This is a genomic window from Mesorhizobium sp. B2-3-2, assembly GCF_006442295.1.
In the GTDB taxonomy this organism is placed as follows: Bacteria; Pseudomonadota; Alphaproteobacteria; order Rhizobiales; family Rhizobiaceae; genus Mesorhizobium.
In genome coordinates this window covers 1-14,137 of the sequence record NZ_VFWA01000007.1, presented here as the reverse complement: position 1 = coordinate 14,137, position 14,137 = coordinate 1, and the positions used below count along the sequence as shown (strand labels likewise).

General features: G+C 65.1%; 18 protein-coding genes. 7 read left to right on the top strand and 11 right to left on the bottom strand.

Features of this window, described 5'->3' with window-relative positions; translation table 11 throughout:
- Positions 1-35 precede the first annotated feature (35 nt).
- The 3 genes from FJ964_RS17630 to ureC all read right to left on the bottom strand — a co-directional run bounded on the left by FJ964_RS17630 (position 36) and on the right by ureC (position 3,011).
- Positions 36-629: a hypothetical protein gene (locus FJ964_RS17630; protein ID WP_140551572.1), complete on the bottom strand. Its 594-nt coding sequence runs from the start codon at positions 627-629 to the stop codon at positions 36-38.
- A gap of 50 nt (positions 630-679) precedes the next feature.
- Entirely contained in the window at positions 680-1,168 is a 489-nt protein-coding gene (locus FJ964_RS17625) for a DUF29 domain-containing protein (RefSeq protein WP_140551571.1), read from the bottom strand.
- A gap of 127 nt (positions 1,169-1,295) precedes the next feature.
- Complete coding sequence (ureC, locus tag FJ964_RS17620) at positions 1,296-3,011, bottom strand: urease subunit alpha (RefSeq protein WP_181172516.1); 1,716 nt, start codon at positions 3,009-3,011, stop codon at positions 1,296-1,298.
- 164 nt (positions 3,012-3,175) lie between these two features.
- Here ureC and FJ964_RS17615 point away from each other — a divergent pair, with 164 nt between their 5' ends.
- Both FJ964_RS17615 and FJ964_RS17610 read left to right on the top strand, forming a co-directional pair.
- Entirely contained in the window at positions 3,176-3,553 is a 378-nt protein-coding gene (locus tag FJ964_RS17615; RefSeq protein WP_140514392.1) for a hypothetical protein, read from the top strand.
- 132 nt (positions 3,554-3,685) lie between these two features.
- Complete coding sequence (locus FJ964_RS17610) at positions 3,686-4,174, top strand: hypothetical protein (RefSeq protein WP_140551569.1); 489 nt, start codon at positions 3,686-3,688, stop codon at positions 4,172-4,174.
- 80 nt (positions 4,175-4,254) lie between these two features.
- On the opposite strand, the gene FJ964_RS17605 is transcribed toward FJ964_RS17610, so the two are convergent.
- Genes FJ964_RS17605 through FJ964_RS17585 form a run of 5 tightly spaced genes read right to left on the bottom strand, consistent with a single transcriptional unit; the run spans position 4,255 to position 6,624 of the window.
- Complete coding sequence (locus FJ964_RS17605) at positions 4,255-4,560, bottom strand: urease subunit beta (protein ID WP_140551568.1); 306 nt, start codon at positions 4,558-4,560, stop codon at positions 4,255-4,257.
- Between the two features lie 6 nt (positions 4,561-4,566).
- A complete protein-coding gene (locus FJ964_RS17600) occupies positions 4,567-5,154 on the bottom strand; it encodes a HupE/UreJ family protein (protein ID WP_140551567.1) in 588 nt (195 codons plus the stop codon).
- Positions 5,155-5,185: 31 nt separating this feature from the next.
- Complete coding sequence (locus FJ964_RS17595; RefSeq protein WP_140551566.1) at positions 5,186-5,440, bottom strand: DUF1272 domain-containing protein; 255 nt, start codon at positions 5,438-5,440, stop codon at positions 5,186-5,188.
- 10 nt (positions 5,441-5,450) lie between these two features.
- Complete coding sequence (locus FJ964_RS17590) at positions 5,451-5,753, bottom strand: urease subunit gamma (RefSeq protein ID WP_140551565.1); 303 nt, start codon at positions 5,751-5,753, stop codon at positions 5,451-5,453.
- Positions 5,754-5,781: 28 nt separating this feature from the next.
- Positions 5,782-6,624 (bottom strand): urease accessory protein UreD, encoded by an 843-nt coding sequence (locus FJ964_RS17585; RefSeq protein ID WP_140551564.1) that lies wholly within the window; start codon positions 6,622-6,624, stop codon positions 5,782-5,784.
- A gap of 203 nt (positions 6,625-6,827) precedes the next feature.
- On the opposite strand from FJ964_RS17585, the gene FJ964_RS17580 reads away from it, so the two are divergent.
- From FJ964_RS17580 to FJ964_RS17570, 3 genes are all read left to right on the top strand, one after another.
- A complete protein-coding gene (locus tag FJ964_RS17580; RefSeq protein ID WP_140551563.1) occupies positions 6,828-7,082 on the top strand; it encodes an acyl carrier protein in 255 nt (84 codons plus the stop codon).
- A gap of 4 nt (positions 7,083-7,086) precedes the next feature.
- Positions 7,087-8,295 (top strand): beta-ketoacyl-[acyl-carrier-protein] synthase family protein, encoded by a 1,209-nt coding sequence (locus FJ964_RS17575; RefSeq protein ID WP_140551562.1) that lies wholly within the window; start codon positions 7,087-7,089, stop codon positions 8,293-8,295.
- A 173-nt stretch (positions 8,296-8,468) separates the two neighbouring features.
- Entirely contained in the window at positions 8,469-9,173 is a 705-nt protein-coding gene (locus FJ964_RS17570; protein WP_140551561.1) for a glutathione S-transferase N-terminal domain-containing protein, read from the top strand.
- Between the two features lie 40 nt (positions 9,174-9,213).
- Here the strand turns inward: FJ964_RS17570 and FJ964_RS17565 are convergent, their stop codons facing one another.
- The 3 genes from FJ964_RS17565 to FJ964_RS17555 all read right to left on the bottom strand — a co-directional run bounded on the left by FJ964_RS17565 (position 9,214) and on the right by FJ964_RS17555 (position 11,470).
- Positions 9,214-9,531: a hypothetical protein gene (locus tag FJ964_RS17565; protein ID WP_140551560.1), complete on the bottom strand. Its 318-nt coding sequence runs from the start codon at positions 9,529-9,531 to the stop codon at positions 9,214-9,216.
- 95 nt (positions 9,532-9,626) lie between these two features.
- Positions 9,627-10,238, bottom strand: a complete 612-nt coding sequence (locus FJ964_RS17560) for a nucleoside triphosphate hydrolase (protein ID WP_140551559.1) — start codon at positions 10,236-10,238, stop codon at positions 9,627-9,629.
- 128 nt (positions 10,239-10,366) lie between these two features.
- On the bottom strand, positions 10,367-11,470 hold the full coding sequence (locus FJ964_RS17555) for a hypothetical protein (RefSeq protein ID WP_140551558.1): 1,104 nt from the start codon (positions 11,468-11,470) through the stop codon (positions 10,367-10,369).
- 387 nt (positions 11,471-11,857) lie between these two features.
- Between FJ964_RS17555 and FJ964_RS17550 the strand changes: the two genes are divergently transcribed.
- Both FJ964_RS17550 and FJ964_RS17545 read left to right on the top strand, forming a co-directional pair.
- On the top strand, positions 11,858-12,751 hold the full coding sequence (locus FJ964_RS17550; RefSeq protein WP_140551557.1) for a D-alanyl-D-alanine carboxypeptidase family protein: 894 nt from the start codon (positions 11,858-11,860) through the stop codon (positions 12,749-12,751).
- Positions 12,752-13,223: 472 nt separating this feature from the next.
- Positions 13,224-14,137, top strand: a 914-nt coding sequence (locus tag FJ964_RS17545; RefSeq protein WP_140551556.1) for a DUF1003 domain-containing protein, incomplete at its 3' end; no start/stop codon positions are given.

Below are 14,137 nucleotides of genomic sequence, written 5' to 3'. Positions count from 1 at the left end.
TGCCTTTCCCGGTCAGCCTAGAGCATCCGCGGCCGTCATACGATCGTGTCGAAGAGCCGCAGGATGAACGATATCTGGTAGATCAGCGCCGCCGCGACGAAGGCGATGTGGAACCGGCGGTCGCGCACCAGGATCGCGACGATGCACAACGCGACGAAGACTGGCGTGCGAAACAGATACTCGCTGCCGAAGCGGGCGAAATGCTCCGGCCCCTTCAGCAGCGTGTCGATCACGTCGAGCAGGTAGGTCGCGGCCAGCAGGCCGAAGAACCAGGCGCGCCGCGAATAGAAGAAATCCTCATAGCTGGTGTAGTCGAGCATCGAATCCGGAAACAGCAGCGCGCAGAGCAGGAACAGGGTGATGGCGTAGAAGATGATGAACAGGTACTTGCCGAAGGTCCATGTTTCGATGGCATAGAGGCCGAACTCCCACCACCAGAAATGCACCAGCATCAACAGCACCGAGGCGACCCAGGCCAGGTGCACCGTATAGAGCCGGTATTGGCCGGGGTGCTGGACGATGCGCGCCACCCCCGACAGCAGGCGCGCGACGCCGAGCCCGATCACCATGCCCATGACGATGCGGATATGCGGGAAGATGTCGTGGGGCGAAGCTATTTCGGTGGCCATGCCGAATGCTCGCCAGGTGATGGAACGTCCGTCAACACACCACCGTCAGTCTATTCGCGCATAAGGTTGTCTGAAGACCACGGTGATCCTGGGAAATAATCATCGTCCAGGATTTCCTTGATCCCATAGGGGCAATGGACAGGAAAATCCCGATCTCTCAGGCCTGTTTCGTCGAATGCCTTTGATCTTTCTATCTTGAACTCTCGATCGAGCACCTGCGCAGGATATTTTTTGAGGCTCGGACTTTCATCAAGCAGGCCCTCAATCCGAAGCCGTTGCTCCCGAATTGTCAGCAACCAGCCCGTTTTGCGCTGCTCAGACCGAAACTCCCATTTCAGCAAGTGAAGGACCAAAGTGCCAAGCCTGCTCGCAATTTCCCTTTTGTCGCTCCGCCCCAAGCTCTCGATCTCCTCGGCCACATTCTCACGATCGAGGTCGGAAAGACGACCTTCGCGCAGCAACGCGCCCTGCTCGGCGCACCACTGAGCATAGTCGGCCTCGTAGGGCGTCAATTGCTGTTTGCGAAATATCTTGTTCATTGAGGAGATATTGCTCCCAAAGTGCACAATTTCCAAGTCCGCGGAGAACGAGTGGGCCCATTCGGGCAGCCCGGCACAACCCACTCATCGCCGCATTTAACGAGGGCAATGGCTCGCGGCGATCTTATCAAAACAGAAAATACCGCTGCGCCATCGGCAGCACCGTCGCCGGTTCGCAAGTCAAGAGTTCGCCGTCGGCACGAACCTCGTAAGTCTCGGGGTCGACTTCGATATGCGGCGTGGCGTCGTTGAGCACCATCGAATGCTTGCCGATGCCGCCGCGCGTGTTTTCCACCGCGACGAATTGCTTGTCGATGCTGAGCCGGCCGTGCAGACCGGACTCCAGTGCCGCCTTCGAGACGAAGGTCACCGAGGAATTGGTCCGCGCTTTGCCGTAGGCGCCGAACATCGGCCGGTAGTGCATCGGCTGCGGCGTCGGGATCGAGGCGTTCGGGTCGCCCATCGGCGCCGCCGCGATCATGCCCCCGATCAGCACCATATCAGGCTTGACGCCGAAGAAGGCCGGGTTCCACAGCACCAGGTCGGCGCGTTTGCCGACAGCGACCGAACCGATCTCCTTCGACAGTCCGTGCGCGATGGCGGGGTTGATCGTGTATTTGGCGACGTAGCGGCGGACGCGGAAATTGTCGTTGTCGCCGGTTTCCTGCGGCAGCGAACCGCGCTGGCGCTTCATCTTGTCGGCGGTCTGCCAGGTCCGGATCGCCACCTCGCCGACGCGGCCCATCGCTTGTGAGTCCGAGGAGATGATCGAGAAGGCGCCGATGTCGTGCAAGATGTCTTCCGCCGCGATGGTCTCCTTGCGAATGCGGCTTTCGGCGAAGGCGATGTCTTCCGGGATCGACGGCGACAGATGATGGCAGACCATCAGCATGTCGAGATGCTCGGCCAGCGTGTTGACCGTGTAGGGCCGCGTCGGGTTGGTCGAGGACGGGATGACGTTGGGCAGGCCGCAGACCTTGATGATGTCGGGCGCATGGCCGCCGCCGGCCCCTTCCGTGTGGAAGGCGTGGATGGTGCGGCCCTTGATCGCCGCCACCGTGTTCTCGACGAAGCCGGATTCATTGAGCGTATCGGTGTGGATCATCACCTGCACGTCATGGTCGTCGGCGACCGACAGGCAGCAGTCGATCGCGGCCGGCGTGGTGCCCCAGTCCTCGTGCAGCTTCAGCGAGCAGGCACCGCCCAGCACCATCTCCTCGAGCGCCGCGGGCAGGGAGGCGTTGCCCTTGCCCGACAGGCCGATATTCATCGGGAACGCGTCGAAGGACTGGATCATGCGCGCCATGTGCCATGGCCCGGGCGTGCAGGTGGTGGCGAGCGTGCCATGTGCCGGGCCGGTGCCGCCGCCGAGCATCGTGGTGATGCCCGACATCAGCGCTTCCTCGATCTGCTGCGGACAGATGAAATGGATATGCGCGTCGAAGCCGCCTGCGGTCAGGATCTTGCCTTCGCCGGCGATGATCTCGGTGCCGGGGCCGATGATGATGGTGACGCCATCCTGCGTGTCTGGATTGCCGGCCTTGCCGATCGCCGCGATGCGGCCGTCCCTGAGGCCGATATCGGCCTTGAAGATGCCGGCGTTGGCGTCGATCACCAGCGCGTTGGTGATGACGGTGTCGACCGCTCCTTGCGCGCGGGAGACCTGGCTCTGGCCCATGCCGTCGCGGATGACCTTGCCGCCGCCGAATTTCACCTCCTCGCCATGAATGGTGAAATCCCTCTCGACCTCGATGATGAGTTCGGTGTCGGCGAGCCGCACCCTGTCGCCGACGGTCGGGCCGTACATCTGCGCATAGGCGGCGCGGGTTATTCTGGCCATCAGTGATTGCTCCCGAATTGCGGTGCTGGTGAAACCGGGCTGCACATTGCCGCCATCCAATGGTCACGCAATGACCCGCTGGCCGACACCTTCTGATCCCATTTGGCGGTTGAGGTTGGCAGGTCACCCCAAAACGACCGTTTGCCAAATCGATGGAAGGAAAATCCATGCGCAAAACGATAGTTCTCGCCGCTGCCGCCACCCTGATGCTGGCAGGCGCCGCCAGTGCCCAGCAGCAGCCCGCGCAACAGCCCGCTCCAGCAGCGCCGGCCGCGCCCGCCCCCGGCGGGCAGCAGGCCGCGCCGACGATCCAGAGCGTCAACATCGTCGACATCACCGAACTGCCGAAGGATACCCAGACGCAGGTCAACCAGGTGATCGCCCAGCGCGGCGATGCTGGCCTCCAGAAGCTGCGCAGCTCGATCGACGCCACGCCCAAGGTCAAATCCGCCCTCGAGGCCAAGGGCATGACCTCGGCGCAGGTGGTCGCGGCCAGCATGGAGCCCAACGGGGCCCTGACCCTGATCACCAAGAAGGCGAGCTGACGGCACGCCCGCGCGGCGGGCCGTCGTCCGGTCCGCCCGCGCTATCTGGAAGGGAACCTTGGCCGGGCAGGAGCCGTTTCGTTTCATCGGCGCTGAACGGCGCCGCGAAACGAACCCGTCCAGGAGCGAGCGATGGCGATCAACCCCGGCAAGAGACGGCTCTGTGCCTTCGCCTCGATGGCATTCCTGGTGGCAGGCAGCCCCGGAGCCTCCCTTCACGCGCAAGGGCTTGAAAGTCCGGAGACCGTCAACCGGATCATCGGTTCCGACGTCAAGCAGGAAGAAACCAGGAGCGATGCCGAAGCCGGCAAAGTCGCCAGGGCGATCGACCGGACGCGTGAAAACATCGGCACGGTGCGCAAGACATCCAAGCTCGACAAGGTCGATATCGTCTTCCTGACCGATGCCGCGCGCACCGAAGGCGGTCCGCCGCCGGCGATCGAGACCAAGGTCAAGCAGCATCAGGACGACATTGCGGAACTGCGCAAGGAGATCGAGGCCAACGCGCTGCTGTTCAACGCCATCGACTCGCGACGCGTGCTTGCGCAGGACGTTCTCGCCGTGGAATTCGACGACCCCGGAAAGATCGTTATCTATGCGGCGGCCAAGCCGTCCGATTGAGCCGAGAGCACAGCTCGTTTTCATGCTCGCCCGAAAGCCCTTTGCGGTCTTTGCACGCCGCGCATGAGACGCCATCGGCCTCACAGTTTGCCCATCACCTTCTGCTGAAAGCCATAGACCTCGCGCTTGCCGCCCAGCGGCACCAACGTGACGTCGCGCTCCTGTCCGGGCTCGAAGCGCATGGCGGTGCCGGCGGCGATGTCGAGGCGCATGCCGCGCGCCCGTTCGCGGTCGAATTTCAAGCCCTCATTGGTCTCGAAGAAATGATAGTGGCTGCCGACCTGGATTGGCCGGTCGCCGCTGTTGGCCACTTTGAGCGTAGCTGTCGGCAAGCCTTTGTTCAGGTCGATGTCGCCGCCGGCGGGAATGATTTCGCCCGGAATCATCGTTCGTCACACGGCGCCGAAGACGAGGCCGAGCCCGATGGCCGTGCAGGCGGCACCCGCGGTCCGCACGAGCACGCGAAGCCGGGTGCCGAGGCCAAGCCCGGCGGCGATGCCGGCGGCATGCAGCAGCGCCGTGGCGACGGCAAAGCCGGCCATATATTCAAGCCCTGCGGCATTTTCCGGCACTTCGGTGCCATGGGCGTGGCCATGAACCAGCGCGAACGCGCCGATGATGGCGACGCCGGCCGTGACAGGAAGATCGACGGCCAGCGCCACGAACAATCCGAGCGCCACCACCGACGCCAGTATGCCCGGCTCGACGAAGGGCAGCGGCACATGCAGCATGCCGAGCGCGCCGCCGGCCAGCATCACGCCCACGAACGCGGCCGGCCAGGCCCACATGGCCTTGCCGCCTTTCTGTGCCGCCCACAGGCCGACCGCGACCATCACGGTCATATGATCGAGGCCGGAGAGCGGATGCATGAAGCCGGCGGTGAAGGAGGAGGTCGTGCCTGCCCCGACATGGGCATAGGCGGGCATTGCGGCAGCCAGGAGCAGGATCGCAGAGAGGCACAGGCGTTTGGCGGGGATCATTCTACTTGCCTTTCGTTTGTGAGCGCAAAGGTCACGCGGCCTTGGCCGGACCGCAGCCCTCGGCTTTGAGGACGCGCCTGGTGGACGCCGGATATTTCTCCAGCATTGCCGGCGGACGGATCGGCCGTGCCGAAAAATTGCCGCCGCAATTGGGGCAGGTGCCGCCGAGCAGATTTCTCGCGCAATCGGCGCAGAAGGTGCACTCGAAGGTGCAGATCAGCGCATCCGTCGCTTCCGGCGGCAGGTCCTTGTCGCAGCATTCGCAGTTCGGGCGCAGCTCAAGCATGTTTGTCTCCTCATCGTATCGGCTCATGCACGGTCACCAGCTTGGTGCCGTCCGGGAATGTCGCCTCCACCTGCACGTCGTGGATCATCTCGGCGATGCCATCCATCACCTGGGCGCGGCTGACGACGTGGGCGCCGGCTTCCATCAGCTCGGCGACCGGGCGGCCGTCGCGGGCGCCTTCGACGACGAAATCGGTGATCAGCGCGATCGCCTCCGGATGGTTGAGCCTGACGCCGCGCTCCAACCGCTTGCGCGCCACGATCGCCGCCATGGCGATCAGCAGCTTGTCCTTTTCCCTCGGCGTCAGGTTCATGCGTTTCCCTGGAATGATGCGGACACGATCACAGTGACCATATTTTGGGCAGTCCCGCCTTTCCGTTGAGCAAGCCGACGAGCGGAACCAGATGCTGGCGCAGCCGGTAGCCGTCGCCGGCGTAAAGCCTCGCAAGAAGCTTGCCAGATTCCTGCACGCTCCAGGCGCTGGCGCCGCCCTGGCCGCCAATGATCTCCCGAACCGGATCGAGAAGCGCTTCCGCCCGCGGCGAGATCAGCAGGACCGTCGCCATCGCGACGGCGCCGCCGGCGATCGGCGCGCGCGCCAGGGTCGCGGCGATGTCGGGCCCGATGCGGAAATCCTCGGCATGGATGAGAGCTCCGCCCTGGCGGATGCGCCAGCGGTCGTGAAAGCCGCCCTGGACCGCGCGTTCGCCCATTGCCGTCCGGCCGAAGATGGTGGCTTCCAGCACCAGCGCCTCGGCGCCGGCGGCAAGATCGAGGTCGAGCGTGCGGGCAAAGGCCGATCGGTTGAAAACGATGGTTTCCTGCGGCAGCCAGGCGATGCGGCCGTTTTCGCCGACCCTTAGCCGGACGTTGGCTTCGGCCCGGTCGGACGCGGCGCGATAGATCTTCTCGCAGGCCTGGGTCGTTATCGTGGCGCTGGCATGCGCGCCGACGTCGATCTCCCAGCCGAGGCGGTCGCCTCCGGTCAGCCCGCCCGCGGTGTTGATCAGCACGGCTTCCAGCGGGCCGCCGGAAACGGCCGGCATCCTTATCTTGGCGGAACCGTCCTGATAGAGGCGGCGCAGCCTTGTGCGGCCGTCTTGGCTGGCGCAGACAAGCTGCGCAAGTCCGGCCGCCCGCTGCGCCGGCGGGGCCGAAAATCCGGTATGTACGATCGTATCCACGCCGTCAGGTTAAGCACCGCGGCGGTTTTGTCGATATATAGCTTGTTGCTTGATGGCGTTTCCGTTTCTATAGAGGGAGCCACCTTGGTACGCTCATGCGACGCTTGGCGGGGGTCTAAGGCGACGGTCGCGGCCTGATATCGAGGACAAAAAAGGCGCTGTTCAGTTGGCGTCGGGAAACGACAAAGTGGGGAAGAGACCGAATGGCTGACCAACTGGCGACCGAAATCATCGAAAAGATCAAGGCTCATGCCGAGCCGGGCGGCGAGGAGATCACCACCAGCACCGAATTGACGGCGCTCGGCATCCATTCGCTGGAACTGACCGAGATCATCTTCGATCTCGAGGAGCAGTATGGCATCGAGATCGAGATGAACACGGTCGATGCCTGGAGCAACCTGAAGAATGTTGGCGACATCGTCGAGGCCGTTCGCGCGCTGATCGCGAAAAAAGCCTGACCGGATGCACAAGCGCGTCGTCATTACCGGCATCGGCGGGCTGTGTGGTCTGGGCACCGATGTGCAGGCCATCTGGACCGAGATGCGGGCCGGGCGCTCGGCGATCGGTCCCATCGACAACCCGTTCCTGCACGATTTGAAGGTCAAGATCGGCTGCGAGATCAAGGCCCTGCCCGACCATGGCATCGAGCGCAAGCAGCTGGTGTCGATGGACCGTTTCAGCCTGTTGGCGGTGATTGCCGCCCGCGAAGCCTTACAGCAGTCCGGCTTGGCCCCCCATGCGGACAATACCTACCGCATGGGCGCCGTCATCGGCATCGGCGTCTGCGGCTTCGAGACGGTCGAGGAGAACTACCGCGCCATCCTGATCGAGGGCAAGAATCGCGCCGGCATCTTCACGGTGCCGAAGGTCATGCCGGGTGCCGCCGCCGGCCAGGTCAGCATGCATCTCGGCTTGCGTGGACCGGTGTTCGGCGTCACTTCGGCCTGCTCGTCGGCCAACCACGCCATCGCATCGGCGGTCGACCAGATCCGGCTCGGTCGCGCCGACGTCATGGTCGCCGGCGGCACCGAGGCGCCGCTGGTCTGGGGCGTGCTGAAGGGCTGGGAAGCGCTGCGCGTGCTGTCGCCCGACACCTGCCGGCCGTTTTCGGCCGATCGCCAGGGCCTGGTGCTCGGCGAAGGCGCCGGCATGGCGGTTCTGGAAAGCTACGACCATGCGGTGGCGCGCGGCGCAAACATCCTCGCCGAAATCGTCGGCGCCGGCCTCTCGGCCGATGCCTCCGACATCGTTGCGCCAACCATAGAAGGGCCGGAAGCGGCGATGCGTTTCTGCCTGGCGGACGCCGGGCTGAACCCCGAGGATATCGACTACCTCAATGCGCACGGCACCGGCACCAAGGCCAATGACCAGATCGAGACCGCCGCGATCAAGCGCGTCTTCGGCGAGCACGCGCGCTCGCTTTCCGTCTCGTCGACCAAGTCGATGCATGCCCATTGCCTTGGCGCCTCGGGCGGGCTGGAGATGATCGCCTGCGTCATGGCGATCCGCGAGGGCGTGGTGCCGCCGACCGCGAATTTCCGCGAGGCTGACCCCGAATGCGATCTCGACGTGACGCCGAACGTCGCGCGCGAGCGCAAGGTGCGCGCCGCCATCAGCAACGGCTTCGCCTTCGGCGGCACCAATGCGGTGCTGGCCTTCAAGGCGATCTGATCCCGACGATCATGGTCTTCCCCGCAGGTCTCCATCTGCCGGCACCCTTCGATTTGTTGACTGTGCATGCACGGCCAAACCTCTGCCGCTGCATTGATCATGCCGGGGCCGACGCCTAATCCTTTGCCCACCACGACCGCGCCGCTCGGTGCGGTTCCCGCCCAGGAGTTTCGATGGCCGACCTGTCCGCCTTTCCAATCACCGCCCGCTGGCCGGCCAGGCAGCCGGACCGGATCCAGCTCTATTCCGCGACGACCCCCAACGGAGTGAAGATATCGATCGCCCTGGAAGAGATCGGGCTGGCCTACGAGCCGCATTATGTGGACATCGGCAAAAACGAAAGCTGGACGCCGGAATTCCTGTCGCTCAATCCCAACGGCAAGATACCGGCGATCATCGATCCGAACGGTCCGGACGGCAAGCCGATCGGCCTGTTCGAGTCCGGCGCCATCCTGCTCTACCTCGCCGACAAGACCGGCCTGCTCGTCCCGGCGGACGCGGCGCGGCGCTACGAGACGATCCAGTGGGTGTTCTTCCAGATGGCGGCCATCGGCCCGATCTTCGGCCAGGTCGGCTTTTTCCACAAATTCGCCGGCCGCGAGATCGCCGACAAGCGGCCGCTGGAGCGCTACCGCGATGAATCGCGCCGCCTGCTCGGCGTTCTCGACGGCAGGCTGAAGGGCCGCAAATGGATCATGGACAATGACTACACCATCGCCGACATCTCGCTCATCGGCTGGGTGCGCAACCTGATCGGCTTCTATGAGGCGCGCGACCTCGTTGGCTTCGATGATTTCGTCAGCCTGGCGGCATGGCTGGAGCGCAGCCTGGCGCGGCCGGCGGTGCAGAAAGGCCTGACCATTCCGGCAAAGGGCTGAAAGCTCCCGCCGCCCTGGGCGCGGAATGTCGTAGGCTCGGCTATTTCGCCTTGGCTTTCGAGCCGCCTTTGCCCATCACGGAAGCCGCCAGCGAAGCGGCGCCGCGCGCTGTCGCCACCACCGCGCCGGCTGCAACGCTCGCCACTGTGCGGACAGTGCCGGGCTTGTCTGGCGCCGGCTTGCGCGCGCTGGCCGGCTTTGCGGCCGCGGCCGCGACTTTCCGAGGTGCGGCCTTGCCGAAGCTGGGCTTGGCGTCCTTCGAACGTTCGGCGATCGCCGGACCAGCGCCGGCTTTCGCCTGCGTCGTCTTCGCCGTCCTGGTCTTGGCGGCCGCGGGTTTTCTTGCCTTGGTTGCCATTGCAAAATCCCCTTACGCCGGACAATCGGGTTCGCGGTCATAACGGTGCGAAACCCCTTAAGGTTCCCGCCTGCAAATATCGACAATTAAACAGGTTAACCAATCACCAGATCGGCCGCCCGGCGCCGCGCCAGCACGCGTTCGATGTTGGGCATGTCGTTGGAGGCGATCCAGGCGCGCGCATCCTCCTCGGTGCGGCCATGTTCGTGCCAGCGCTCCATCAGCCGGCGCTCAAGCTCGTTGCGCGGCACCTCGACGAAGATCGAGAAATCGAACAGCGGCGCCAGCCGCGACCACGGCTCCTCGTCGAGCAGCAGATAATTGCCCTCGACCAGGATGAATTTGGTCTCCGCGCCGATGATCGCGGCCGCGGCGCGCGACAGTTCCATGGTGCGGTCGAACACCGGGATGGCGATGTCGGGCTCTCCCGCCCGGATGCGCTTCAGAAGCGTCTCGAAGCCGCCGAAGTCGAACGTATCCGGCGCGCCCTTTCGCGCGCGCAGCCCGCGCCGGTTGAGGACGACGTCGTCATAGTGGAAGCCGTCCATCGGCACGACCTCCACGGCGCCTTCCGGCAACAGATCGTGCAGGCTCGCCGACAATGTCGACTTGCCGGCCCCCGGCGGTCCGGCAATGGCGACGATGAAGCGCTTTGCCTTGCCGGCGCGCTTGAAGATGGTGGCGGCGAGATGGGCGATTTCGGACATGGCAGCCTCGCGTGCCCTGATGGTTGGCGCGACCGCTATTCTGGCGGCATTCGGCGGAAATTTCAAACCGGCATTTTGGGTAAGGAGCGGCGGTCGAATGTCAAAAGCGGGGCGTTCGAAGCATCCACTCAGCCGGCCGCGGCCTGGCCGATGCGCAGGAAATCGCTGTCGAACGGCACCTCCCGCGCCGGGCCTCCGCCCGAGAGCCGCATGCGGCCGTCCGCCGTGGTGACCTCTTGCGGCGGCTCGGTGCCCGACAGCGGCAGGGCGCCGATGACATGGCGGAAGGAGACGTAGAGGCCTTCGCCGAGCGCGAACGCCGTCGCCACGCCTTCGCGCGTCAGCCAGTTGTCGCCGATCGAGGCGGCATGGCCGACGGCTGTGCGCCCGTCCTCGATGCCGAGCACGCCCAGATGCCGGCCGCTCCACGGCGCGTAGTCGCGGCCGCCATTGCTGAACCACAGCATGGTGACCGGCAGCTCGGCCGGGTTCTTCAGCACCAGAACCAAATCGTCCTCGGCCCGGCGCGCCAGGGCCGTCCAGCCCGGTCCGCCATGATCGGCCTCGACCAGCGTGACGAAATCCTCGCGCCGGTCGTCCATGCGGTAATCCGTCAGGTCGAGCGTGCCGCCGCCGGCGGCGGGAAAACGGCCGAGATCGCTGGTGCGCCCGGGATAGGCGAGCAGGAAGCGGCCGCGTGCGGGATCGGGCTCCAGCGGATCGGCGGGCGAGGCGGCGAAGCGTTTGGGCGAAAAGGCCAGCCGGCCGCCATCCGTCATCGCCGTCATCGGATGATGGGCGACGGAGATCGCGCCGTGGCCGCCGGAAAACACATGTTCCTGGTAGAGAAAGGGATGGCCGTCGCGCAGCGTCAGGACCTTGTCGACACTCGCGCCCATCACCTTGCGGCGCAGCCGGAAGACGGCTCGCCAGCCGCCGTCCACGGCGCTGCTTTCGGTGACGTCCCAGGCGCTGTTGGCCGGCCAGCCATGCAGCGGCGCTTCCTCGACGTCGCTGCGCGAAAACGGCGCGCACAGGAAATCGCCGGACAGCCGCGCCGTGCCCGCGGGCAAGTCGGCCGGCAGCGTATCGCGTGGCGCGCCGACCCAGGGCGCGCGGTGCAGCGGCCGCAATTGGCGCCCGCCATCCTCGACAACCATGTCGGCGATATGGCCGACCGTGGTGTCGAGCGAAACCGAAATGCCGCGTGCCTTGAGGGTGACCGTATCCATTGCGCTCTCATCGAATCCGAAAGCGCAACAAGAACCGTTCGCCACCGGATGCGCAAGCACCGCGACCGGCATTTTGCATCAGCGTTGGAAGGCTTGGGTTCCTCGCCCCCGCGAAAGGCGGGGGAGAGGTGGCCGCGAAGCGGCCGGAGAGGGGGCTTTCGTAGGGCGCAGACCTGCAATGTCTCCAGATCATACGGCATGGTCGGCGCTGCCCCTGCTCCGTCTCGGCTTCGCCGAGCCACCTCTCCCCCACTTTGTGGGGGCGAGGAAACCCAAGCTTGAAGCAGACAAAGCTGGGGCTACCGCCATTAACCAAATGGACGCAGCCGGCGGGTTACGTTAGCTTCGCCGCATCTCAGCAACAGCCTGACCCGAACAGACTTGCCCTTGTCCCACCAGCGTCGCCTTCCGCTCGTCCAGAGACTTTTCGTCGCCCTTGGCCTGTTGCTGATGGCTGCGGGCTGCTCGACCACGACACCGCCGGACTCGGTGCTCGCCGTGCCGGCGCCGCCGCAGAAATACGCGGCCATCGTCGTCGATATCAGAAGCGGCAAGCAGCTGTTCGAGGTCAATTCGAGGGCGCCGCGCTATCCGGCCTCGCTGACCAAGATGATGACGCTCTACCTGCTGTTCGAGGCGATGGAGAGCGGCCGCGTCTCCAAGGAAACGCAGATCCCGGTCTCCGACCACGCCGCCTCGCAGCCGCCGACCAAGCTGCGCTTCCGGCGCGGGGAAACGATCGACGTCGATTCCGCCATCCGCGCCATCGTCGTCAAATCGGCCAATGACGTGGCGGTGGCGGTGGGCGAATATCTCGGCGGCTCGGAGGAGCAGTTCGCCGCCATGATGACATCCAAGGCGCGCCAGCTCGGCATGACCAGCACCGTTTTCCGCAACGCCTCGGGCCTGCCCGACGGCGGCCAGGTCACCAGCGCGCGCGACATGGCGGTGCTCGGCATGGCGCTGCACCAGCGCTTCCCCCAGCATTTCCATTATTTTTCCGAAAGCGACTTCATGTTCCGCGGCCGGCTGGTGCGCGGCCACAACGACATGCTCGGCCGCGTGCGCGGCGTGAACGGCATCAAGACCGGCTATATCAGGGCCTCCGGCTTCAACATCGTCACCTCCTACGAAGCCGACGGCCGCCAGCTGATCGTGGTGGTGATGGGTGCCGACAGCGCCCGCCAGCGCAACGACCATGTCGAGGCGCTGATCCAGCGCAGCCTGTCGCCGGCGATAGCCGACGCCCCGACCAGGGTGATGTACGCCGAACAGCAGTGAGCGGGCGAGCTGTCGTCGCCGCTTTCGCCAATCACCAGCGTCGCGAGGATAGCGCCGGCGTCGCGGCGCTCATTTCTCCCCGTCCCTATACGGGGAGAAATGCCCGGCAGGGCAATGAGGGGCGGCGCCGGCGCTCGAAAGCGGACGCCAGCGCCGAAACCTGCAATCTGCCGCCAGTTGTCCCCGATAGGAATTTTTTCTTGACAGGGTGAGGGCCACTATGCTACTGTTCTCGCTATGGTGCTGATTTGCGCCAGCCGCCCGCCGCAAGGCGGGTTTTTTGTTGCCGTCGCCAGGGCGGCTAGCCTCGAATGTCTCTCGACCGGGCGAGCCCCGAAAGGCGGCCCGCTGCCCCCTTCCTGTCACGCAATCGTCCGCAAGGCATGGCATAGGGCTGCTCAAATCCGCCGCGATGCTGGCTAAGCATCGCCGCATCGGTCTATCGTCTTCCACCACGGCAGGAGCCCGCATCATGAGCACCGTTCCCAAGGCATCCGAGCAGCAGGCGGCGGACAATGACAGCGGCGGCGAATATTTCGAGGCGCCGACCACCGGGGAGGACCTGCATGGCGTTTCGGACGAGCATTTCGACACGCCCGAAGTGCCCGACTCCGAACCGGCGGGCCCCGGCGCCTCGCGGGCAAAGCCCAAGAAAAGACCGTCGGCGATCTCGGGCCGCAAATTCCGCAAGCGCGACCTGGTGCGCATCGACGATTTGCGCCCGAGCCTCGCCGACCGCATCCGCGCCGACCATCCGGGCCTGCCGCATGGCGCCCGCATCAGCCGCGAGGAGCTCGGCCGCTACCGCATGCGCTATATGGAGGAACTGCTCCAGCAGGAGCACGGCGAATTCTCCGAGCTCGACCGCCAGGTGGTGGAATCGATCGCCAGGCAGGACACGATTTCGGAAAACTCGGAAGAGGAGTTCGAGGAGCACCGCTCCTTCGCCGACCGCGTTTCCGACAATATGGCCGCCTTCGGCGGCAGCTGGTGGTTCCTGATCTCCTTCGCCGGCGTGCTCCTGGTGTGGATCGCCATCAATCTGTTCGAGGGCTTGAACCGCGCCTTCGATCCCTACCCCTTCATCCTGCTCAACCTGCTGCTCTCCTGCATCGCCGCCATCCAGGCGCCCATCATCATGATGAGCCAGAAGCGCCAGGAGGTGAAAGACCGCCTGCGCTCCTTCAACGACTACCGCGTCAACCTCAAGGCCGAGCTCGAAGTGCGCCATCTGCACGAAAAGCTCGACTACCTCATCTCGCGCCAATGGACGCGCCTGGCTGAGATGCAGCAGATGCAGCTCGACGCCATGCACGAGCTGACCGGAGCGAAGAAGGCGAAGCGCGCGGCAAGAGGGGTGCGGAGGCGGGCAGTGCGGGGTGAGGC